The sequence below is a fragment of the Pseudomonas sp. RIT-PI-S genome (genome assembly GCF_025642975.1).
Lineage (GTDB): Bacteria > Pseudomonadota > Gammaproteobacteria > Pseudomonadales > Pseudomonadaceae > Aquipseudomonas.
Genome location: NZ_JANZKJ010000017.1, coordinates 1 through 21,373 on the forward strand (window position 1 = coordinate 1; position 21,373 = coordinate 21,373).

Annotated in this window: 17 protein-coding genes; 8 read left to right on the forward strand and 9 right to left on the reverse strand. The window is 66.0% G+C overall.

Going from position 1 to position 21,373, the window contains the following annotated elements; all coding sequences use genetic code 11:
- The coding region (locus tag OGL93_RS19470) for a hypothetical protein (RefSeq protein ID WP_263264531.1) at window positions 1-1,858 on the reverse strand (1,858 nt) is incomplete at its 3' end.
- A gap of 158 nt (window positions 1,859-2,016) precedes the next feature.
- Window positions 2,017-2,232: a hypothetical protein gene (locus OGL93_RS19475; protein WP_263264532.1), complete on the reverse strand. Its 216-nt coding sequence runs from the start codon at window positions 2,230-2,232 to the stop codon at window positions 2,017-2,019.
- Window positions 2,233-2,392: 160 nt separating this feature from the next.
- Between OGL93_RS19475 and OGL93_RS19480 the strand changes: the two genes are divergently transcribed.
- From OGL93_RS19480 to OGL93_RS19490, 3 genes are all read left to right on the forward strand, one after another.
- On the forward strand, window positions 2,393-3,613 hold the full coding sequence (locus OGL93_RS19480) for a zinc-dependent alcohol dehydrogenase (protein ID WP_263264533.1): 1,221 nt from the start codon (window positions 2,393-2,395) through the stop codon (window positions 3,611-3,613).
- Between the two features lie 131 nt (window positions 3,614-3,744).
- On the forward strand, window positions 3,745-4,839 hold the full coding sequence (locus OGL93_RS19485) for a glycosyltransferase (RefSeq protein ID WP_263264536.1): 1,095 nt from the start codon (window positions 3,745-3,747) through the stop codon (window positions 4,837-4,839).
- Window positions 4,832-5,884: a hypothetical protein gene (locus OGL93_RS19490; protein ID WP_263264541.1), complete on the forward strand. Its 1,053-nt coding sequence runs from the start codon at window positions 4,832-4,834 to the stop codon at window positions 5,882-5,884. The genes OGL93_RS19485 and OGL93_RS19490 overlap by 8 nt, the downstream gene beginning before the upstream one ends.
- Here OGL93_RS19490 and OGL93_RS19495 read toward each other — a convergent pair.
- On the reverse strand, window positions 5,859-6,764 hold the full coding sequence (locus OGL93_RS19495; RefSeq protein ID WP_263264543.1) for a glycosyltransferase family 2 protein: 906 nt from the start codon (window positions 6,762-6,764) through the stop codon (window positions 5,859-5,861). The genes OGL93_RS19490 and OGL93_RS19495 overlap by 26 nt on opposite strands.
- Before the next feature lie 177 nt (window positions 6,765-6,941).
- On the opposite strand from OGL93_RS19495, the gene OGL93_RS19500 reads away from it, so the two are divergent.
- From OGL93_RS19500 to OGL93_RS19510, 3 genes are all read left to right on the forward strand, one after another.
- A complete protein-coding gene (locus OGL93_RS19500) occupies window positions 6,942-7,847 on the forward strand; it encodes an EamA family transporter (RefSeq protein ID WP_263264545.1) in 906 nt (301 codons plus the stop codon).
- 157 nt (window positions 7,848-8,004) lie between these two features.
- Window positions 8,005-9,261 (forward strand): 3-phosphoshikimate 1-carboxyvinyltransferase, encoded by a 1,257-nt coding sequence (gene aroA / locus OGL93_RS19505; protein ID WP_263264546.1) that lies wholly within the window; start codon window positions 8,005-8,007, stop codon window positions 9,259-9,261.
- An 873-nt stretch (window positions 9,262-10,134) separates the two neighbouring features.
- Window positions 10,135-10,590: a transposase gene (locus OGL93_RS19510; RefSeq protein WP_263264548.1), complete on the forward strand. Its 456-nt coding sequence runs from the start codon at window positions 10,135-10,137 to the stop codon at window positions 10,588-10,590.
- 333 nt (window positions 10,591-10,923) lie between these two features.
- On the opposite strand, the gene OGL93_RS19515 is transcribed toward OGL93_RS19510, so the two are convergent.
- The 3 genes from OGL93_RS19515 to OGL93_RS19525 are packed head-to-tail and all read right to left on the reverse strand — an operon-like array spanning window position 10,924 to window position 14,814.
- Window positions 10,924-13,143, reverse strand: a complete 2,220-nt coding sequence (locus tag OGL93_RS19515) for a xanthine dehydrogenase family protein molybdopterin-binding subunit (protein ID WP_263264550.1) — start codon at window positions 13,141-13,143, stop codon at window positions 10,924-10,926.
- 14 nt (window positions 13,144-13,157) lie between these two features.
- On the reverse strand, window positions 13,158-14,171 hold the full coding sequence (locus OGL93_RS19520) for a xanthine dehydrogenase family protein subunit M (protein WP_263264551.1): 1,014 nt from the start codon (window positions 14,169-14,171) through the stop codon (window positions 13,158-13,160).
- Window positions 14,172-14,181: 10 nt separating this feature from the next.
- Window positions 14,182-14,814, reverse strand: coding sequence for a 2Fe-2S iron-sulfur cluster-binding protein (locus OGL93_RS19525; protein ID WP_263264552.1), 633 nt, complete (start codon window positions 14,812-14,814; stop codon window positions 14,182-14,184).
- A 175-nt stretch (window positions 14,815-14,989) separates the two neighbouring features.
- Between OGL93_RS19525 and ligD the strand changes: the two genes are divergently transcribed.
- Together ligD and OGL93_RS19535 are read left to right on the forward strand one after the other, a co-directional pair.
- Entirely contained in the window at window positions 14,990-17,650 is a 2,661-nt protein-coding gene (gene ligD / locus OGL93_RS19530) for a DNA ligase D (protein WP_263264554.1), read from the forward strand.
- 119 nt (window positions 17,651-17,769) lie between these two features.
- A complete protein-coding gene (locus OGL93_RS19535; RefSeq protein WP_263264636.1) occupies window positions 17,770-18,237 on the forward strand; it encodes a hypothetical protein in 468 nt (155 codons plus the stop codon).
- A 622-nt stretch (window positions 18,238-18,859) separates the two neighbouring features.
- Here OGL93_RS19535 and OGL93_RS19540 read toward each other — a convergent pair.
- The 3 genes from OGL93_RS19540 to OGL93_RS19550 all read right to left on the reverse strand — a co-directional run bounded on the left by OGL93_RS19540 (window position 18,860) and on the right by OGL93_RS19550 (window position 21,049).
- Window positions 18,860-19,603, reverse strand: coding sequence for an amidohydrolase family protein (locus OGL93_RS19540; RefSeq protein WP_263264555.1), 744 nt, complete (start codon window positions 19,601-19,603; stop codon window positions 18,860-18,862).
- Between the two features lie 6 nt (window positions 19,604-19,609).
- The gene (locus tag OGL93_RS19545) at window positions 19,610-19,957 is read right to left on the reverse strand and encodes a hypothetical protein (protein ID WP_263264556.1); all 348 of its coding nucleotides are present in this window, start codon (window positions 19,955-19,957) and stop codon (window positions 19,610-19,612) included.
- A gap of 69 nt (window positions 19,958-20,026) precedes the next feature.
- Complete coding sequence (locus OGL93_RS19550) at window positions 20,027-21,049, reverse strand: GlxA family transcriptional regulator (protein WP_263264557.1); 1,023 nt, start codon at window positions 21,047-21,049, stop codon at window positions 20,027-20,029.
- Between the last annotated feature and the right edge of the window lie 324 nt (window positions 21,050-21,373).

Genomic DNA, 21,373 nt, shown 5'->3' on the forward strand with positions numbered 1-21,373 from the left:
CGGTGTAGGTGGCGTTGCTGTAAAGGTAGGCGGTGGTGCCAGGCGCATACACGGCGCCGGCGAAGCGGGCAGTGTTGTTGCCCGCGATATACAGCCCATTCACCTGGCTGCCTGGGCTGATGTAGAGCGAATAGGCATCGCCCTTGAGCAGGCCGGCATTGACCAGGCCCTGGCTCAAGGTGCTGCCGAGGACCTCCACGCCAATGCTGCTGCCCACGATGCTGCCTTGGTTGGTGAGCGGCCCTTCGAGCGTGGAGCTGCTGATCTGCAGCCCACGGCTGTTGGGGTCGTAATCGTCTGGGTCGGTGTTGGGCGTCAGCTCAGTGCCGATATGCCCGTAGTTGCTGAAGCTACCCACCACATTGGCTTTATTCAGTGCCACCGCCCCGTGGGGCGCCACCAGGCTGCCGCGGTTGATGAAGTTACCGCTGATCTTCACTTCGCTCAGTTGCACAGCGCGGGTCAGGCCGCTGATGCTGCCACGGTTGAGGAAGTCGTCATGGATGTCCGACAGGGCCAGGACCACGCCGCTGCCTTGGCGCTCGATGAAGTCCCGGTTGCCGACGATGGAACCGGTGTTGATGAAGCTGCCGCCAATATGGGTAGCGGTCAGTTTCACCGCGGTTTGCGCCAGCATGCTGCCGCTATTGATGATGCTGCCGAAGACAAAGGCATCTTGCTCTCCGCGCAGGGCAACGCCGAAGTTGCCGCCGTCCAGGGTGCCAGTGTTTTTCACCTCGCCACCCACCACCCCGCCATAGAGCGCCAAGGCGCCGTAGCCATCGGTGCCGGAGCCGAGCCACCCGCTGTTGACGATGCTGCCGGTGATGGTGTTGTTGGACAGGCCCAGGTTGCCGCTGCTCACGTAGAAAGTGCCGCTGTTGTGCAGGCTGCTGAAGCGGCTGTTGGTGATCGACACGCCCTCGCCGGAATTGATCTCGCCGGTGTTCACGATGCCGCCACTGATGGTCATGTTCTGGATGCGCAGGGCGGTGACGCCGTCGGACATGGAGCCACTGTTGACGAAGCGGCCGAGCACGGTGCTATCGAACAGCGCCGCGGTGCCACCGGTGCTCCCGCTGTTGACCAGATCGCCGCGGATAAAACTCCCGGTCACCAGCAAAGGGTTGCTCCCGCCCGCCAGTGAACCGGCATTGCGCACCGAGCCGTCGATGATCGCATTGGCCACGCGCAGCCCTGTGGCCCCGCCACTGATGGCGCCACTGTTGACCAGGTCGCCGTCGAGCGAGCTGTCGAGTACCGTCAGGCCTTGGGCGCCAAACCCTACCGAGATGTTGCCCGTGTTGCTGAGGTTGCCGCCGACGCGGGCATTTTCGAACAGCATGCCTGCGCCATCCTCCGCCCCCGAGCTGATCGATCCGGCATTGGTCACGCTGCCAGCAATCTGGCTGTTGGCCACATGGACGCCGAAGTCCGCGGTGATGTGGCCGGTAGCGGTGTTGTACAGCTTGCCGCTCAGGCTGCCACCGCCAGCGTCGTTGCCCGACAGGCCAATGCCAGTGTTGCCTTTGAGGGTTCCGGCGTTGCGCACCTGGCCCGCGGCCGTGCCAACCACGCCGATGGCGGTGCCGCTGGTGGGCTCGATGGCGCCTTGCTCGGTCACGTTGACGCTCGCGGCGCTGCCCAGGGTGCACGCCGAGGTGGTTGCGCCGTTGATCACCGTATGGGTGCCGGGGCAACTACCGCCGGCTTCGGCGCGCTCCGCCACCAAGGTGCCGAGCGCCAGCACCACCGCCACCGCGAGGCAATGCGGAGCGTGGCTGGATTGTTTGAAGGGGGTGGGGCGATGAGGGGGTGTGGTCGACTGCCAGTGCTGACCAGGGTTGCGATTGTCCATGAGGCTACCCTGCCTGCTAGGGATGAGGAGCCTTGGGTATAGATTTGCGGATTCGCACTGTCAAAGCCGTGTATCGGGAGTAATACAAAGCGAGCCGGGGGGGACACTTTACAAGCCCGGGCGCAGGCAGCGCCTTGCGCCAGCGGGCGGATGCGCTGTCAACGGCGCAGTTGGCGTTCCACGGCCTCGTCGGCATTTTCAAGGGTTTCGGCGTCTTGCTCCATGCGTTTGATGGAGGTGGGAGTGATCACCTTATCGACGTCTTCGGTGTGCGCGTTGGGCTCTGCGATGTCGCGCTCGACCACATCAACCGGCTTGCCCTCGCTGTCGGTCACGGGCGCATCGGGTTGCTGGCGATCATGTTCGGTATTCATAGGTAACTCCAGGCAGGTTCTGTATGGCATTGGATACTGCCCGCCGCGCTTCGTTCGAACGGCCAAGGGCGCGGCCGCTCATCCGCCGCCAGCGACGGATTTCGGAACCATTGCCGTACCGCCTCGCTCAGCATTAGAGACCACCACGAGGCCTACCATCATGCGCGCACTGACCTACCAGGGTTCCCACAACGTCAAGGTCGAGACAGTAGCAGACCCGGTTATCCAGCAACCCGATGACATCATCCTGCAAGTGACTGCCACCGCTATCTGCGGCTCGGACCTTCACCTGTATCGCGGCAAGATCCCTGAAACCCATGACGGCGACATCTTCGGCCACGAGTTCATGGGCATCGTGGTAGAAGCCGGGCCGGCGGTCACTGCGGTGCAGAAGGGCGACCGGGTCGTAGTGCCATTCGTGATCGCCTGCGGCAGCTGTTTCTTCTGCAACCACGACCTGTTCGCGGCCTGCGAAAAAACCAACACTGGCCGTGGCTCGATCATGAACAAAAAGACGATCCCGCCAGGGGCCGCGTTGTTCGGTTTCAGCCATCTCTATGGCGGGATCCCGGGCGGCCAGGCCGAATACGTGCGTGTGCCCAATGCCAACGTGGGCCCGTTCAAGGTGCCAGGCGAGTTGCCCGACGAAAAAGTCCTGTTCCTCAGCGATATCCTTCCTACCGCATGGCAGGCTGTCACCAACGCTGGCATCGGCCAGGGCTCCAGCGTGGCGATCTTCGGCGCCGGCCCGGTGGGCCTGCTCAGTGCCGCCTGCGCCAAGATGCTGGGCGCGGAGAAGATATTCATGGTGGACCATCATGCCTATCGGCTGGCCTATGCCCAACAGGCCTATGGGGTAATACCGATCAACTTCGACGAAGACGACGACCCTGCACAGACCATCATCAGCCAGACCGCAGGCAACCGTGGCGTGGATGGTGTGGTGGATGCGGTCGGCTTCGAGGCCAAGGGCAGCACCACCGAAACCGTGCTGACCACCCTCAAGCTCGAAGGCAGCAGTGGCAAGGCCCTGCGCCAGTGCATGGCAGCGGTGCGTCGCGGCGGGGTGGTGAGCGTGCCAGGCGTGTATGCCGGGTTCATCCATGGCTTCCTGTTCGGCGACGCCTTCGACAAGGGCCTGACCTTCCGCATGGGGCAAACCCACGTGCAGCGTTATCTGCCCGAACTGCTGGGGTACATCCAAGAGGGCAAGCTGGCGCCCGAAGCCATCGTGACCCATCGCCTGTCGTTGGAGCAGGCCGCGGATGGGTATCGGATCTTCGACAAGAAAGAAGAGGAATGCCGCAAGATCATCCTGACCCCGGGCACGGCCGACGGCGTGATACCGGAGCCCGTGAGCAATGGGGGCGTGTTGGTGTAAAGCCGCAGCGCTACCCCGGCAGCACCCAAAGGACCTTATCCAAGGCCGCCTGACACGGCCATCGCCGGCAGCCCCGGCGCCCACGTTGATAGCTGGGGCGCCGGGGGTTGTCGCCGCTAATGGACACTTCAATGCCCTCGTCTTTCCCGAACGCCCATTCCCCTTCGCCCTCCTCGCGCCCGCGGCCACTGCGGATCGGGGTGATCGCGCACATCCAGTTTCCGATCCGGCAACCCTTCGCCGGCGGCCTGGAGGCCTTTACCCATGACATCGTGCTTGGGCTGCGTGCCCGGGGCCATGAGGTCACGCTGTTCGCCCGCGACGCCAGCGCCGAGGCGTTGCAAGTGGTGCCGATCATCGAGCACCGCTGCCAACCGCTGAGTCTGAACGACGCCTACATGGCGGAGCACCACGCCTACATGGGGCTGATGCAACGCATCGACAGCCTGGGCCTGGATGTGATTTTCAATAACTGCCTGCATTACGTGCCCGCTACCATGGCGGGCCTGTTGCGCACCCCCATGCTCACCGTGCTGCACACCCCACCGTTCTTCGAGCTGATCAACGCCTACGCGAACGGCCGCGCGGCGGGGCGCTTCTGTACGGTTTCCGATGCCAACGCGCGCAGCTGGCGCCAGCTGATCCCCGAATGCGCGGTGATCCCCAATGGGATCGACCTCGATGCCTGGGCCCCGGCGTCCGTGCCTCCGGGCGACCATGCGCTGTGGTTCGGCCGGCTAGTGCCGGAGAAAGGCGCGCACCTGGCCATCGAGGCGGCGCGCCTGGCCGGTATGGAGATCCATCTGGCCGGGAACATGGCCGACGATGACTATTTCCGCAGCCATATCGAACCGCTGCTGGGCCCCCGCGTGCATCACCTTGGGCACCTGCCGCGCGATCAGTTGGCCAAGGCACTGGCCCAGGCCCGGGTAGCCTTGGTCACCCCCTGCTGGGACGAACCCTTCGGCCTGGTGGTAGCTGAAGCCATGGCCTGCGGCACCCCGGTGGCGGGGTTCGATCGCGGCGCTATCGCCGACCTGGTCACCGCTGATACCGGCGTGGTAGTGCCGGCGAACGACACCGGGGCGCTGGCGGCCGCCATGCGCGAGGCCGCGAACAAGGACCGCCAGGCCTGCCGTGCCCACGCCGAGCGCAATTGGGGCTACGAGCTGATGCTCACCCGCTACGAACGACTGCTCGGCGAGGTGGCCGCGGCCCATGCGTGAAATTCACATCGGCTACTACGTTCACCATCACGGCGCCGGCCACGGCGTGCGGGCAGCGACCATCGCCGAGCAGCTGGGTTACCCGGTCACGCTCATGGGCAGCCGCCTGCCCGAAGGGCCGCTCGCCCCTCACATCGAGCGCCTGCCGCTGCCGCTGGACACCGCCGAAGGCGCAGAGGAGGGGGCACTCGCCTGCCTGCACTACGCGCCGTTAGGGGTAGAAGGGTTGCGCTTGCGCATGGCGCGCATGGCCCAGTGGTTCACCGAACACTGGCCGTGCCTGCTGGTGGTCGATGTGTCGGTGGAAGTGGCGCTGTTCGCGCGGCTGTGTTCGGTACCCGTGCTCTATGTGCGCCAGCATGGCCAGCGCGACGACCCGGCCCATCAGTTGGCTTATGAAAGCGCGAGCGCGTTACTGGCGCCTTATCCCGAAGACATGGAGGACCCGACGTTGTCGCCGGTGTGGCGCGCCAAGAGCCATTACAGCGGTTGGTTGTCGCGTTATGCCGAGCAGGCCCCGGCGGCGCCGGAGCCTGGCCGGGTGCTGGTGATCTGCGGTCGAGGCGGCAGCGGGTTGACCCCGCAGTTGCTCATCGCCGCGGCGGCCGCTTGCCCGGATATGCAGCTGCGGGTGGCTGGGCTCGACGCCACGCACTTGGAGGGCGGGCCAGCCAACCTGGTAGCGCTCGGGCACTTGGCCGAACCGCTGGACGAGATGCGCCGCGCCGCAGTGGTGATGGGCAGCGCCAGCGACAGCCTGGTCGCCGAGGCCGCTTCGTTGGGCTGTCGGTTCGTGGCGGTAGCCGAAGCGCGCCCCTTCGATGAGCAAGTGCACCAGGCCCGCCGGCTGCAAGCGATGGGGGTGGCAGTGGGCCTGAAGGGCTGGCCGCAGCCCTGGCAGTGGCCCGCGGTGCTGGACGCCGCCCTGGCGCTCGATGGCAGCCGCTGGCGCCAGTGGGCGGACATCGCCGCCAGTGCGCGGGCGGCGGCGATCATCCAGGAGCAGGCGCAAGCCTTGTTCAAAAGCCCTGGCGGGCGGTATTGAAGCAGGCCTGCACTTCGTCGGTGCCAGGTGTGCGCAACACTTCCAGTGCCTCGCCCTCCCAGTGCACCAGCCCGCGCTCGGCGAAGCTGCGCAGCCAGCCCTCCATGGGCCAGACTTTCCAGCGCTGATGGAAGCGCCGGGCGTTGCTGATGATGTCTTCGAAGTGGTTCAGCGGTGGGCTATAGGTGGGGTGGTACTGGTGAAAGGCGAGGGCGTCCGTGACCCGTAGCGGGACCTTGCGGTCCTGGGCGCGGAAGGCGAAATCCGTGTCTTCGGCGCCGTAGCCGGTGTAGCCCTCATCGAAGCCGCCGATGCGCTCGAACAGTTCGCGGGTGCAGGCGAAGTTGAGCGACCAGAACAGCGAATGCTCCAGCTCATCACCGGGGTCGCCCCGGTACACGCTCAAGGGGTGGGCGATGCTCTGCGCGAGCAGGCTGGCTTCGTTCCAGCCCGGCGCGTTGGCGCCTTCGGGCAGGTAGCGTACGGCGCCTAGGTGAAGGTCATGCGGGTGTGCCTGCAACGCGGCCTGGTAATGCTCGAGCATGCGCTCGGAGGGGATGCAGTCCACGTCGATGAACACCCAGGGCCCTCCAACCGGAACGGTGAGAATGGCATTGCGCGCCCGTGCCAGCGGCAACCCCTGGGCATCCTCCAGCACCTGTTCATGGATCACGAAGCGATCGCTGTGCAGCCCCGCGGCCGGCTCGTTCATGTGGATGATCCACAGGCCGAGCGGCAACAGGGTGGAATGTTCCAGGGCGCGGATCAGATTATCCAGGTGCGCCCGCCGGCCATGCACCAGGGTGATGACATGCAGGCCATGGGTGCTGGGCGTGTTGGAATGGGCAGGTGGGTCGACAAGGGGCGGGCTAGCGGTCATTCGAGGGGGCTCCCGAAACAGAAAACCATGTAGTCGTTGGCGGTGCGGGACACAGCACGTAACATCAGCCGCGCACCGGCTCGTTAAAGCCGTCCGTCCCGCTTGTAACAGTCGACTCGGGCGCCAGTGCAAAGGTTTCTTCACGCCGACCAACCGCCAGCCTGCTCAGGAATCGAAATGTCACCCAAGGATCTTTTACTGGCGCTGGTGGTAATCATCGCCTGGGGCCTCAACTTCGTGGTTATCAAGGTTGGGCTCGATGGCTTGCCGCCAATGCTGCTCGGGGCGTTGCGCTTTGCCCTGGTGGCGTTCCCGGCGGCGCTGTTCATCAAGCGGCCCAAGCTGCCATGGCGCTGGCTGTTGGCCTATGGCGCGACTATCTCGCTGGGGCAGTTCGCATTCCTGTTCGAAGCCATGGCCAACGGCATGCCGCCGGGGTTGGCCTCGCTGGTGCTGCAAAGCCAGGCCTTCTTCACGCTGTTTTTCGCCGCGCTCTTCCTGGGCGAGCGGCTGCGCCCGGCCAACGTGCTGGGGCTGCTGGTGGCCGCCGCTGGGCTGGCGCTGATCGGCCTGGAGGGCGACCATGCCATGCCCCTGATGGCGGTGCTGCTCACGCTGTGCGCGGCGTCCATGTGGGCGATGGGCAACATCATCACCCGCCGCTTCGGCAATGTGAACCTGGTGGGCCTGGTGGTCTGGGGCGCGATGGTGCCGCCGCTGCCGTTCCTGGGGTTGTCCTGGTGGCTGGAAGGGCGAGCGCGGATCGTCGACTCGCTGCTCAATATCCACGTGAGCTCGCTGTTGAGCCTGGCCTACCTGGCGTTCATCGCCACCATGCTCGGCTATGGGTTGTGGAGCACCTTGCTCTCGCGTTACCCGGCGGGCAAGGTGGCGCCGTTTTCGCTGTTGGTGCCGGTGGTGGGTTTGAGCTCCTCGGCGCTGCTGCTGGGTGAACGCCTCGGTCAGTTGCAGTGGGTTGGCGGTGCGTTGGTGATGGTGGGGTTGCTGATCAACGTGTTCGGTCCACGCCTGTGGGCGTTGGTGGGAGCAGGCAAGGCGCGCGAACCTCGCCCGTCCAGCTGATTACGGAGCATTCGCCAGCTTCGTCGGCGTCCACAGCGCCCCTTCGGGCTGCGGGCGAAGCGCCCGAACCGTCTGGCACCGGCGGAATCGGTCCTACAAGCTGCCGGGTGGTTATGGCATCATCGGCGCTTTTCCCCGTTCGCCCCTGGAGAAGCGCATGAGCCTGCCTACCGTCACCGTTGTACCGCCTGGCAAACCTTTGCAGGGCCGGGTGGCGCCGCCGGGGTCCAAGTCCATCACCAACCGCGCGCTGTTGCTGGCCGCATTGGCCAAGGGCACCAGCCGGCTGACCGGCGCGCTGAAAAGCGACGATACCCGGCACATGAGCCAAGCCCTGCGGCAAATGGGCGTGACCATCGACGAACCGGACCCCACCACCTTCGTGGTCACCGGCAGCGGGCGTTTGCAGCCTCCCGCGGGCGCACTGTTTCTCGGTAATGCCGGTACCGCGGTGCGTTTTCTCACGGCGGCGGTGGCTACGGTCGAGGGTGAGGTGGTGCTCGACGGTGACGCCTATATGCAAAAGCGCCCCATCGGCCCGCTGCTCGATGCCCTGCGCGCCGCAGGGGTAGAGGCCAGCAGCCCAACCGGTTGCCCACCCGTGACCGTGCGCGGCACCGGCCCGCTGCGGGTGGCGCGCCTGGAAATCGACGGTGGCCTGTCCAGCCAATACGTGTCCGCCCTGCTGATGCTCGCTGCGCTGGGTGAAGCGCCTATCGAGGTGGCTTTGACTGGCAAGGACATCGGGGCGCGCGGCTACGTGGACCTGACCCTGGCCTGCATGCGTGCCTTTGGCGCCCAGGTGGAAACCCTCGACGACAGCTCCTGGCGGGTGGCTGCCACTGGCTACCGCGCCTGCGATTACCCGATCGAGCCCGATGCCTCCGCTGCGACCTACCTGTGGGCCGCCGAGGCGCTGACCTCCGGGCGGATCGACCTGGGCGTGGCCAATGACGCCTTCACCCAGCCCGACGCCCAGGCGCAAGCCGAGATCGCCCGCTTCCCGCAGATGGCGGCGGTGATCGACGGTTCGCAGATGCAGGATGCAATCCCCACCTTGGCGGTGTTGGCGGCGTTCAATGACACCCCGGTGCGCTTCACTCAGTTGGCCAACCTGCGGGTGAAAGAGTGTGATCGGGTGCAAGCGCTCTACGACGGGCTCAATGCTATTTGCCCGGGGCTGGCGACTGTAGAGGGCGACGACCTGCTGGTTGCGGCCGACCCGGCCTTGGCCGGTACCGTCACCCGCGCGCTGATCGACACGCACTCCGACCACCGCATGGCCATGTGCTTCGCCCTGGCGGGGTTGAAGGTCAGCGGTATCCGCATCCAGGACCCGGCCTGCGTGGCCAAGACCTACCCGGAGTATTGGGATATGTTGCAAGGGCTCGGCGTCGAGCTGGTATTTGCCTGAGCACCCGGTTCTGAAGTGAAGGCTTGGTAACTCGCCCGGCCCGGCACCGAAGTTCTTGGACTTTGCCCCCGTCCCACAGCTGCCATCACCGCCTTCCTTTGTGGGACTGGGCGAAGCCCGGGAACTGAAGTGAAGGCTTGGTACTCGGCCGGCCCGGCACCGAGGTTCCCGGGCCTTGCCCGGTCCCACAGCTGTCATCACCGCCTTCCCCTGTGGGACCGGGCGGAGCCCGGGAACTGGAGTGAAGGCTTGGGAAGCCCGTTCAGCCTGGCACCCCGGGAACTGGATTGAAGGCTTGGGAGCTCGCCCAGCCTGGCACCCCGAGTTCCCGGGCTTTGCCCGGTCCCACAGCTGTCATCCCCGCCTTCCCCTGTAGGACCGGGCGGACCCGGGAACTGGATTGAAGGCTTGGGAGCTCGCCCAGCCTGGCACCCCGAGTTCCCGGGCTTTTGCCCGGTCCCACAGCTGTCATCCCCGCCTTCCCCCGAGTTCCCGGGCTTTTGCCCGGTCCCACAGCTGTCCTCCACCGCCTTTCCCCGTGGGACCGGGCGGAGCCCGGGAACTGAGGCTAAGGCTTGGTAACTCGCCCGACCCGGCACCGAGGTTCCCAGGCTTGCCCGGTCCCACAGCTGTCATCACCACCTTCCTTTGTGGGACCGGGCGGAGCCCGGGAACTGGATTGAAGGCTTGGGAGCTCGCCCAGCCTGGCACCCCGGGTTCCCGGGCCTTGCCCGGTCCCACAGCTGTCATCACCGCCTTCCCCCGTGGGACTGGGCGGAGCCCGGGAACTGAAGACACACCCGGCAACGGCTGGACCTGCCCGATCCAGCTACAGCGCTGTACCTTCTGGCGTTTAGCCAGGAGGGCTTTCCTATGTGGATCTATCAAAGCAAACGCCTGAGAACTGGCCGCCGGTCCGAGGTGGGCCGCGCCTATGTGATCACTACCGCCACTAATGAGCGCCAGCCTCTGCTTGCCAATTGGGCAACGGGCCGGCTGGTGGTGCGGGAGTTATGCCATGAACATGCCGCTGGGCATGCTCGAAGCATCGCCTGGGTGGTGATGCCCGACCATTTGCATTGGCTATTCGAGCTAGGTGAAGGCGATCTTTCGGCGGTTGTGCGCAGGGTTAAAGCCCGCTCCGCACAAGCCGTCAATCAGCAGCTGGGTCGTACAGGAGCGCTATGGCAAAAAGGTTTTCACGACCGGGCAATACGCCGTGAGGAGGACCTCAGGTCGGTGGCGCGCTACATCATAATGAACCCGGTGCGCGCCGGGTTGGTGCCCAGCGTAGGGTTGTATCCGCTTTGGGATGCCATGTGGTTGTGATCGCCCGGCCTGGCACCGAGGTTCCCGGGCTTTGCCCGGTCCCACCGCTATTCTCCACCGCTTTCCCTTGTGGGACTGGGCGGAGCCCGGGAACTGAGGAAGGCTTGGGAGCTTGCCCGGCCTGGCACCGAGGTTCCCGGGCTTCGCCCGGTCCCACAGCTGTCCTCCACCGCCTTTCTCTGTGGGACCGGGCGAAGCCTGGGAACTGAAGTGAAGGCTTGGTACTCGGCCTGCCCGGCACCGAGGTTCCCGGGCCCTGCCCGGTCCCACAGCTGTCATCACCGCCCCTGGCCCCACTGCTGAGAGCCGGCACTTCACTGCCCCAACGGTTCGCTACACCCCCACTTGCGGTGCACCCAATAAATCCTCCACCCGCACGGGCAGGTCCCTGACGCGCACACCGGTGGCGTGGTACACCGCGTCGGTGATGGCGGCGGCGACGCCGGCCAGGCCGATTTCGCCGATGCCGCGGGCGCCTAGCGGGTTGAGGGCGAAGTCCGGGTAGTCGAGGAACGTGATGTCCACCTCCGGCGCATCGGCATGGGTAGTGACGATGTAATCGGCCAGGTTGGCGTTCACCGGGGCGCCGCTGCGCTGGTCGTATTCCGTGGCTTCGAACAAGGCCATGCCCACGCCCATCATCAGCGCGCCCTCGATCTGGTTGCGGCCGGTGCGGGTGTTAAGGATGGTGCCGGCGTCTATCACCGTGACGATACGGTTCACCCGAAGCCGGGCGATTTCCGGCTGCCACAGCACCTCTACGAAGTGCGCGCCGTAGGAATGCAGCGAAACCTTCTTGGCGGCTTCTTCACTGCCCTTGCCTTCGCCATCGCCGCTGACATGGTCCATCCCGGCGGCCGTGAGGATTGCCCGCAGGGGCACGGCCTGCTCCGCAGTGCCCTTGAGGCTCACCGCCATGTCGGCGAATTGCAGGTCGTCCTTCTGCTTGCCCTCGAACGCCGGGTGGCTGCGCAGCGCGGCGTCCAACGCTTCGTCGATCGCCTCGCGGGTGGCCTGCTGGATGGCTGGCACCAGCGAGCCCGTGGCCATGGAGCCTCCGGACAGCGGGCCGGGCGGCAGGCGAGTATCCCCCAGCAGCACTTCGATGTTGGCCATGGGCAAGCCGGTCAGCTCCGCCACCATTTGCGCGATCACCGTGTAGGTGCCGGTGCCAATGTCTTGGGTAGCGCACAGCACCTTGGCGCGGCCATCGGCGCCCAGTTGCACGGTGGCTTTGGCAGGCAGGGCCTTGGCCATCCATGAGCAGGCGGCCATGCCCCAGCCGATCACGTTTCCACTGTCATTGCGCATGCTGCCTGGGCGTGGGTCCCGGGCACTCCAGCCGAAGCGCTGGGCGCCGGTTTGCAGGCATTCCGTCAGGTGGCGCGAGGAGAACGGCTGGCCGGTGCTTTCATCGTGGTCCGGCTGGTTGAGCAGGCGCAGTTGCAATGGGTCCATGTTCAACGCCAGGGCCAGTTCGTTCATCGCCGACTCGACCGCATACAACCCTGGCACCGCGCCGGGGCCACGCATTGACGTTGGCGGGGCGACGTCCCTGCGCGCCAATGACCAGGCGGCCTTGAGGTTGGGTGTGCTGTAGAGAAAGCCGGTCGCCTCGCCGCAGTTTTCCTTGTAGGTGTCCAGCCGCGCGTTATGGAACAGATAGTCGTGGCGTAGGCAGCTCAGCTTGCCGTCGGCACTGGCGCCCAGGCGCAGGCGCTGCTGGGTGTTGGCACGGTGCCCCACGCTCTGGAACATCATGCGCCGATCCACCACCAGCTTCACCGGCTTACCCAGTTCGCGCGCGGCGGCGGCCGCCAGCAGCGAGTGGGTCCAGGGCCACAGCTTGCCGCCGAAACCGGAGCCCAGGTACTCGGTGATCACCCGCACCTGTTGCAGGCTGACGCCTAGCATCTGCGCCATGACCAGTTGATGGTTCATCACCGCTTGCGAGGTCTCATACAGGGTGAACCCCTGGCCGTCCCAGAGCGCCACGCTGGCATGCAACTCGATCGGGTTGTGGGTTTGCGGCGGCGTGCTGTAGGTCTGGTCGACAGTCACCTGTGCCGCGGCGAACGCGGCCTCCACATCGCCACGCTGCGTGTCGATCTTCTCCGGCGCTTCGGCCGTCAGCCGAGTACCTACATCAGGCGGCTCGGCGGCATAGCTGGCCTTGACCGCGGCGGCGCCGGCCACCGCCTGTTCATAGGTGCGCGCCACCACCAGGGCGACGTATTGCCCGTAATAGCTGATCTTGTCGTCCGACAGCGGCGGGCGGGCCTCATCGTTCTTGCCCTTGTTGGGCTGACGGCGGAACAGCTTGCCGGCGAGGTTGCCCTGGTGGAACACCGCGATCACTCCAGGCGCCGTTTCCGCGCCGTGGGTGTTAAGCGCGGTGAGGCGCCCACGCGCGATGGTGGCGGTCACTGGCACCGCATACACAAGGCCGGGGAAGTGATGGTCGGAGGTGTAGCGGGCGAGGCCGCTGACCTTCTTTGGGCCGTCGATGCGCGGCAGGCCCTGGCCGATGAAGCGTACGGAAGTCTGTGCCATGGCAATGTCCTCGCTCATGCGGTTTGCGCGGTGTGCGCCACGGTGGCCAGGCACTGCGCCACGCAGCGCTTGGCCAGCTCGACCTTAAAGCCGTTTTCGCTCTGCGGGCGGGCATCGCGCAGTGCTGCCTCGGCGGCGAGCTGCCAGGTCGCGCTGCTCGCCGGTTGGCCCAGCACGGCCTGTTCGGCAGCGGTCGCACGCCAGGGCTTGCTGCCAACGCCACCCAGGGCCACCCGCGCTTCGGCCACTCGGCCGTTTTCCAGGCGCAGCAGTACGGCAGCGGACGCCAGGGCAAACTCATAGGAGGCGCGATCGCGCAGCTTGAGGTACGCCGATCGCGCGCCGGCCACGGGCGGGGGCAGGGTGACCGCGGTGATCAGGTCGCCGGGTTGCAGCACGTTCTCGATATGTGGCGTGTTCCCTGGCACCAGGAAGAAGTCCGCAATGGGCACGCTGCGCTCGCCCGCGCGCCCTTGGATCTGCACTTGGGCATCGAGGGTGGTAAGGGCGACGTTCATGTCCGACGGGTTGCTGGCAATGCAGTGTTCGCTGGTGCCGAGGATCGCCAGGTTACGGTTGGCACCACCGATGGCGGCACAGCCACTGCCGGGTTCGCGCTTGTTGCAAGCGCTGAGGTTGTCCCGAAAGTACATGCAGCGGGTGCGTTGCAGCAGGTTGCCGCCGGTGGTGGCCATATTGCGCAGCTGCGCCGAGGCGCCGGACAGCAGCGCCTGGGACAGCACCGGATAAGCCTGTTGCACCCGGGGGTGCCAGGCCAGGTCGCTGTTGCGCACCAGGGCTCCGATCCGCAGCCCGCCGTCGGCGGTGTCGCTGACTTGCGCCAGCGGCAGGCGGTTGATGTCGATCACCTGTAGCGGGTGCTCCACGCCCAGTTTCATCAGGTCGGTAAGGGTGGTGCCGCCGGCGATGAAGCGCACCTCGGCACCCTGTTGAGCGGTGTGCGCCGCCGTGGCCAGGCGCACGGCCTGTTCCGCGCTGCTGGCGCGCACGAAGCTGAAGTTCTGCATGGTCGTGCCCTCAGGCTTTGCGGGTCTGTTGGATGGCCGCCAGGATGTGCGAGTAAGCGCCGCAGCGGCAGATATTGCCGCTCATGGCTTCTTTGATCTCCATGGCCGACGCGCCATAGGGCTCTTTGGCCAACGCCACCGCCGACATGATCTGCCCGCTGGTGCAATAGCCGCACTGATAGGCATCGTGCTCGACGAAGGCCACCTGCATCGGATGCAGCCGGTCTGGGGTGCCCAGCCCTTCGATGGTGGTGATCTCATCGCCCTCATGCATCAGTGCCAAGCTCAGGCAGCTGTTCACCCGGCGGCCATTCACATGCACGGTGCAGGCGCCGCACTGGCCGTGATCGCAGCCTTTCTTGGTACCGGTCAGGTGCAGGCGCTCGCGCAGGGCATCGAGCAGGGTCGTGCGCGGGTCCACCTGGAGGGTCTGCGCCTGGCCATTGACCTTTAGCGTCAGCGGCTGCTCGCCAGGTTCATCGGCCGTCGCCGGCGGTGTATCGGCGGCGTGGGCGGCGCTGGCAAGGCCCGCGCCCAAGGCTGCGGCAGTGCCGCCAACCCCCAATACCTGGAGCAATGAGCGGCGGGAGAGGGGCAGATAAGCGGTGCTGCCCTCCGGGGAGGGCACTGGCTTGTTCGGCATGATCGGGTCTCCATCAGGGCGGTCGGCGTCACGCCTCTGCGGGCGCTGGCAGGGTTTAGGGATTGGTCCACCGTTAGGCGCCGGCGTTCAACCGTTTCAGCCCGCCGGTCGGCTGGAGCAGGGAACTCCGGCGGGCGCACCGCTTCAGAACCCTAGGCAGCGAAGGAGCCCCGTCATGAGCGATGCCCTGCAGGAGTACAACCGCAAGCGCGATTTCGAAGCCACACCCGAGCCTTCCGGCGGCGCCGGGCGCAACGGCTCGGCGGCCGAGCACGCCTTGCAGTTCTGTATCCAGAAGCATGATGCCAGCCACTTGCACTACGATTTTCGCCTGGAACTCGATGGCACCCTGAAGAGCTGGGCGGTGCCCAAGGGCCCTTCGCTGGACCCCCGCGACCGGCGGCTGGCGATCCAGGTCGAGGACCATCCCATCGACTACGCCAGCTTCGAAGGGCACATCCCCGAGGGGCACTACGGCGCGGGCGATGTCATCGTCTGGGACCGTGGCGTGTGGGAGCCCGAGGAAGAACCGCACAAGGCTTTCGAGAAGGGCAAGCTCAAGTTCCGCCTGCAGGGCGAGAAGCTCAGCGGCGTATGGAACCTGGTGCGCACCCACATGAGCGGCAACAAGCAGCAGTGGTTCCTGATCAAGTCTCACGACGATGCTGCCCGCGACCATGACGAGTACGACGTGCTCGCCGCCGCGCCAGACAGCGTGCTCAGCGACCGCACGTTGGTCCCGAAGGTGCGCGGCAAGGCCAAGGGCGCCAAGGCTGCTGCGCCCGTGCCCGCCGCCAGCAAGCCCGCCGCCGGCAAACCTGCCGCAAAGGCCAAGGCGCCGTCCAAACCCTCGCGCAAGGCCGCTGGCGCCAAGGTACTCGAAGGCGCGGTGGCCGCGGCCATGCCCAACAGCCTCAAGCCTGAATTGGCCACGCTGGTGGAGTCCACCCCTGCCGGGGACTGGACCTACGAGATCAAGTTCGATGGCTACCGTATTCTTGCCCGCATCGAAAACGGCGAGGCGCGCCTGTTCACCCGCAATGGTCACGACTGGACCGCCAAGCTGCCGCGCCAGGCGCGGGCGCTGGCGGCGCTGGGGCTGGAGTCCGCCTGGCTGGACGGCGAGGTGGTGGTCAACAATGACGAAGGCGTGCCGGACTTCCAGGCCTTGCAGAACGCCTTCGAAAGCGCTCATGCCGAGCGCATCGTGTTTTATCTGTTCGACGTGATGTACCTCAACGGCATGGACGTCACCCGAGTGCCGGTGGAGCAGCGGCGGGCGGCGCTGGAGGCGATACTCCAGGCAAGCGACGATGACGGGCTGAGGTTTTCCGCCAGCTTCGATGAGTCTGCCGCGGCGCTGCTCGACACGGCCTGCCAGATGAAAATGGAAGGGCTGATCGGCAAGCGCCTGGGCAGCCCCTATGTGAACCGGCGCAGCAATGACTGGATCAAGCTCAAGTGCAAGCATCGGCAGGAATTCGTGGTCGTGGGCTACACCGAGCCCAAGGGCAGCCGCAGTGGTTTCGGCGCCTTGCTGCTGGGGCTGCACGACGCGGACAGCGGCCAGCTGCGCTATGCCGGCAAGGTGGGCACCGGTTTCAACGAAACCACCCTGCGGACCATCCTTGCCCAGCTCAAACCTCTGGAAGTGAAGAAAACCGCCGTGGCCAACCCGCCCACAGGTGCCGAAGTGCGCGGCGTGCACTGGCTGCAACCCCGCCTGCTGGCAGAAGTGGCCTATGCGGAAATGACCCGTGAAGGTGCCGTTCGCCACGCGGTGTTCCATGGCATGCGCCAGGACAAGCCGGCGACCGAGATTACCGAGGAGAAACCCGTGGCCCCGAGCGAGTTGAAGCCTTCCGCCGTCGAAGGCGCTGCACCGCCGGCCAAGGCTGCCGCGCCCAAGGCCAAGCCCAAGCGCACCGCGGCAGGAAAGCATGACGCGATGGCGGGCGAGATACGCATCACCCACCCTGATCGGGTGATCGACGCCAGCAGCGGTACCACCAAGTTGCAGTTGGCCCAGTACTACGCCCAGATCACGCCCTGGATACTGCCGCACCTCAAGCAGCGCCCCGTTGCGCTGGTGCGGGCGCCGGAGGGCGTGGCCGGCGAGCTGTTCTTCCAGAAGCACGCCGAGCGGCTGAAAATCCCTGGCATTACCTCGTTGGGCTCTGAGTTTTCCGGGCAGCCGGTGATGATCGTCGACAACCCGCAGGCGCTGGTGGGCGCGGTGCAGATGAGCACTGTGGAGTTTCACACGTGGAACGCCACCGGCAAGGACGGCCAGCACCCGGACCGCTTCGTGCTGGACCTGGACCCAGACCCCGCCCTGCCGTGGAAGGCCATGGTCGAGGCCACCCAGCTGACCCTGACCGTGCTGGACGAGCTGGGCCTGAAGACCTTTCTGAAGACCAGCGGCGGCAAGGGCATTCATATCGTGGTGCCGCTCAAGCCCAAGGACAATTGGGACAGCGTGAAAGATTTTTCCCAGGCCATCGTCAAGCACTTGGCCAAGCTGTTGCCGGACCGATTCTCGGCGGTGGCGGGGCCGAAGAACCGAGTGGGCAAGATCTTCGTGGACTACCTACGCAACTCGCAGGGCGCCACCACCATCTGCGCCTTCGCCGCCCGTACCCGCGAGGGACTGCCGGTGTCCGTGCCGGTGTTCCGCGAGGAAGTGGCCGAGCTCAAGGGCGGCAACCAGTGGAACATTCACAACGTGCATGAGCGCCTGGGGGAAATGGAAGGCAACGACCCTTGGGCGGACTACGCCAAGGTGCGCCAGACCATCACCGCGACCATGCGCAAGAAGCTGAACATGAAACCCTGACCGGTGCCGTGGCCGTTCGCGGTCAGGGCTCGGCTGCCATCTGCCGGAGACGCATGAGCAAGATCATCACCGACCTGCTGGAATCCACGGGCAGCATCCAGCAAGAGAACGAGAACGCGATGTTCGGCACGCCCAAGGCGCGCCTGGACTTCTACCGCCACGAGATCCAGTACGAAACCACCCTGTTGTCCAACCGCACCAACGCCTATCTGTCGGCGCAGTCGTTCCTGGTGATCGCCTACGCATCGTCCATGGCCAACCTGAACCCGGAGTGGGGCAAGGTGTTTACCCTGGTGGTGCCGCCGATTCTGGCGCTGCTGGGGATCGTTAGTTCGCTGCATGCCTGGCCAGGGATACGCGCGGCCTATGACATCATCGATCACTGGCATTTCAAGCAATGCCAGCTGCTGCGCGCCGAGCCGACCATGGGCCTGGCCTACGACGATTCGCCTTTGTTCAGCAAACACGAAGCCCAGGAGAAAGGCTTTCGGCAGGCTTTGCTGTTTTCCATGCGCACGCCGTGGATCTTCACCGGTTTCTGGGTAGTGCTGGGCGTGTTTTCGGTGTGGTTGCAGTATTTCGGCTGAGCGCCCCGTTCCTAGTGGCAACAGGCAACAACCCGTACGGGAGGGCAGGCGGCGCAGAGATTCCCGGGCGTTGCCCGGTCCCACAGGGTGGGCCTTTTCGATAGAGGCGCTGCTTCTTTGGTAGGTGCGGGCAGGGGCCTGTGAACGAGACGTAGGCGGCATGGCTATTCCCGGGCGTTGCCCGGTCCCACAGGGTGGGCCTTTTCGATAGAGGCGCTGCTTCTTTGGTAGGTGCGGGCAGGAGCCTGTGAAGGAGCGGTAGGCGGCGTGGCTATTCCCGGGCGTTGCCCGGTCCCACAGGGTGGGCCTTTTCGATAGAGGCGCTGCTTCTTTGGTAGGTGCGGGCAGGGGCCTGTGAAGGAGCGGTAGGCGGCGTGGCTATTCCCGGGCGTTGCCCGGCCCCACAGGGAGGGCCTTTTCGATAGAGGCGCTGCTTCTTTGGTAGGTGCGGGCAGGGGCCGTGAACGAGGCGTAGGCGGCGTGGTTATTCCCGGGCGTTGCCCGGTCCCACAGGGTGGGGGCCTTCGATAAAGCTGCTGCGTGTTTGGGAGGCGCGGGCAGGGGCCTGTGAAGGAGCGGTAGGCGGCGCGAAGATTCCCGGGCTTTGCCCGGTCCCACAGGATCAGCGCAGCCGATAAAAGCGCTGCGCGTTGCTCCACAGCACTGCGTGGGCGCCGTCTTCACCCAACGCTTGCCGGATCAGCTCGATGTCCGCCGGCTCGAATGGCCTGGGCGCGCGGGTGGAGGGCAGGTCGCTGCCGAACATCAGCGCCTCGGGGTTGGCTGCGTGCAGCTGGGCAAGGGCGGGGCCGATGGGGAAGTCTACCCGGCCGAAGCCGCAAGCCTTTACTCGTACGCCCTGCTCGGCTAGCCGCAACAGGGCCGGCAAGCCTTCAGCACTGAGGCCCAGATGGTCGATGCTCACCGCTGGCAGGTTCAACAGGCGCGGCGTGAGGTCGGCCAGGTCGCGGCTGTCCACATAAAGCTCCACGTGCCAGCCGAACCCGCCATGAACGCGCCGGGCGAGCTGTTCGAGTTGCTCCAGGGGCGCGGAGCCGCCGCGTTTAAGGTTGAAGCGCAAGGCGCGCACGCCGTGCTGATGCAGTTTGGCCAGGGCATCGTCGGTGATGCTCGCCGGCACCTGGGTCACCCCCACGAAGCCCTGCCCCAGGCGGGTGAGGGCGTCGATCAGGTACTGCTGGTCGAAGCCCTGAAACGAGCCGGACACCACCGCGCCGCCGGTGATGCCCAGGGGCTGCGCCTGTGCCAAGTAGGCCGGCACGTCGAAGGCTGGCGGCAGGTAGCCCTGGTTGGGGATCAGGGCAAAGCGCGGGTCGATGATGTGGCAGTGCGCGTCGAAGATCACCCTCGCTTACTCCATGACCAAGGTGCCGGTGCCTTCCAGGATGATCCGCAATGCCGCCTCGGCGTCGTCCAGGTCGGCCAGTGCATCGGCGAGATCCGCGCTCAGCAGCGCGGCGGAGAAGGGCTCTTCGGCGTCGGCGGGCAGCTCCACGCGCAGGCGGCTGGCGCCCAGGGTCACCTTGAGGTCGCGCAGGTGCGTGGACTGCTCGTCCCAAACCAGCTCGACCTCATCCTCGCCGGGCAGGCGAGAGAGCAACAGCAGCTCGCCCTCGGTGCCCTGGCAGCACAGCAGGGCCAGGTTGTCTTCTTCTTCGTCACAGGGGTTGCCCATCAACAGGGCGGCTTTCATGTGCATGGCGGTATCCCGGGAAAGGTACCGCATTGTCGCACGCCCCAAGGCTTTGCACAGCCGGCGCCTGCGGGCTCAGGCATCGGACAGCAACGGCGCCGGTAGCTCGCCGGCGCCGGCCGGGTGGCCCGGGTGCGCCCTGACGGCCTGGAAGCGCTGGCGGTATTCCAGCGGGCTGAGGCCCAGCCGCTTGCTGAACACCCGGCGCAGGTTGTCGGCGCTGTCGATACCGCAGCGGGCAGCGACAGCGCCAACCGGCAGCTCGGTAGTCTCCAGCAGCTCGCGTGCGGCATCGATGCGGGCGTCGTTGACGAAGGCCATGGGCGTGATGCCGGTCTGCTTGCTGAACAGCCGGGTCAGGTTGCGCGGGCTCATGTGCACCCGCTCGGCCAGGGAAGCCAGGCTATGCGGCTGTTGCAGGTTGGCCGCCACGTATTCGCGCACCGCCTGCACGTGGGCATCGCCGTGGGCCTGGCGGTCCACCAGCGGTCGGAACTGCGATTGGCCGCCGGGGCGCTCCAGGTACACCAGCAGGTACTTGGCGACCCTGAGCGCCATCTTGCGGCCGAAGTCTTCCTCGATCAGCAACAGCGCCAGGTCGATCGACGCGCTTACCCCGGCGCTGGTGTACAGCGGGCCGTCCTTGAGCCGGATGCTTTCGGCACACACCCGCACCTGCGGGAAGGCCGCGCGCAGGCGGGCGGCGTCGGCCCAATGGCTGGTCACCCGGCGGTGGTCCAGCAGCCCAGCGCCGCCCAAGGCGAACACCCCGTTGCACACCGCGGCGAGCCGCCGGCAGCGCTTGAACTGGCGGCCCAGCCAGGCCACCAGGCGCGGGTCTTCATACACGTCGAACACGCCTACGCCACCGGGGACGATCAACGTGTCGAAGAATGGGCAGGGCTCGAAGATGCTACGGTCGGCGATCACCGTCAGCCCGCAGGCCGACCGCAGAGGGTTGCGGGTGGTGCTCACGGTAACGATGTCGTATTGGCCCTCGCCCAAGGCACGGACCTCGCCGAAGGCGTCGCGCGGGCCGGCGATGTCCAACAACTGAAAGCCGGGAAACAACAGGATGCCAATGAGGATCTTGCGCATGGGAAGGCGTCTCGCCGGGAGGGGCCAGCGCACAGCGGCGCTGGCCGGGCTTGGACGGGAAATGCGCGGAACTCGCCGTCGTTCGGTATTCGGAGTCGCCGCTGTGCCAAGCAAGAATCAGGCAAGGGCCACTATCGGTACTGGCATAGTGTCCTGAGCCTCGGTGAAAGCCCTGTTACAGCGAGGCCGTGAAGGCGAAGGAAGTTAAGCGGGACGGTTGCGTCCAGCAATGCTAATGCGCCAGCATGGTGCACAGTGACGCAGAGTGGGGCACAAACGGCGGGGTTGTGAGGTTGCGCCAAGTGCAACCCGAGGCTGACCGAA

What these genes read in the sequence shown, in the direction of transcription:
- OGL93_RS19525 (WP_263264552.1), bottom strand. Translation starts at nt 14,814, where the DNA reads ATGCCGAACAAGCCAGTGCCCTCCCCGGAGGGCAGCACCGCTTATCTG.
- OGL93_RS19475 (WP_263264532.1), bottom strand. Translation starts at nt 2,232, where the DNA reads ATGAATACCGAACATGATCGCCAGCAACCCGATGCGCCCGTGACCGAC.
- ligD (WP_263264554.1), top strand. Translation starts at nt 14,990, where the DNA reads ATGAGCGATGCCCTGCAGGAGTACAACCGCAAGCGCGATTTCGAAGCC.
- OGL93_RS19515 (WP_263264550.1), bottom strand. Translation starts at nt 13,143, where the DNA reads ATGGCACAGACTTCCGTACGCTTCATCGGCCAGGGCCTGCCGCGCATC.
- OGL93_RS19495 (WP_263264543.1), bottom strand. Translation starts at nt 6,764, where the DNA reads ATGACCGCTAGCCCGCCCCTTGTCGACCCACCTGCCCATTCCAACACG.
- OGL93_RS19490 (WP_263264541.1), top strand. Translation starts at nt 4,832, where the DNA reads ATGCGTGAAATTCACATCGGCTACTACGTTCACCATCACGGCGCCGGC.
- OGL93_RS19545 (WP_263264556.1), bottom strand. Translation starts at nt 19,957, where the DNA reads ATGCACATGAAAGCCGCCCTGTTGATGGGCAACCCCTGTGACGAAGAA.
- OGL93_RS19480 (WP_263264533.1), top strand. Translation starts at nt 2,393, where the DNA reads ATGCGCGCACTGACCTACCAGGGTTCCCACAACGTCAAGGTCGAGACA.
- OGL93_RS19500 (WP_263264545.1), top strand. Translation starts at nt 6,942, where the DNA reads ATGTCACCCAAGGATCTTTTACTGGCGCTGGTGGTAATCATCGCCTGG.
- OGL93_RS19485 (WP_263264536.1), top strand. Translation starts at nt 3,745, where the DNA reads ATGCCCTCGTCTTTCCCGAACGCCCATTCCCCTTCGCCCTCCTCGCGC.
- OGL93_RS19550 (WP_263264557.1), bottom strand. Translation starts at nt 21,049, where the DNA reads ATGCGCAAGATCCTCATTGGCATCCTGTTGTTTCCCGGCTTTCAGTTG.
- aroA (WP_263264546.1), top strand. Translation starts at nt 8,005, where the DNA reads ATGAGCCTGCCTACCGTCACCGTTGTACCGCCTGGCAAACCTTTGCAG.
- OGL93_RS19520 (WP_263264551.1), bottom strand. Translation starts at nt 14,171, where the DNA reads ATGCAGAACTTCAGCTTCGTGCGCGCCAGCAGCGCGGAACAGGCCGTG.
- OGL93_RS19535 (WP_263264636.1), top strand. Translation starts at nt 17,770, where the DNA reads ATGTTCGGCACGCCCAAGGCGCGCCTGGACTTCTACCGCCACGAGATC.
- OGL93_RS19510 (WP_263264548.1), top strand. Translation starts at nt 10,135, where the DNA reads ATGTGGATCTATCAAAGCAAACGCCTGAGAACTGGCCGCCGGTCCGAG.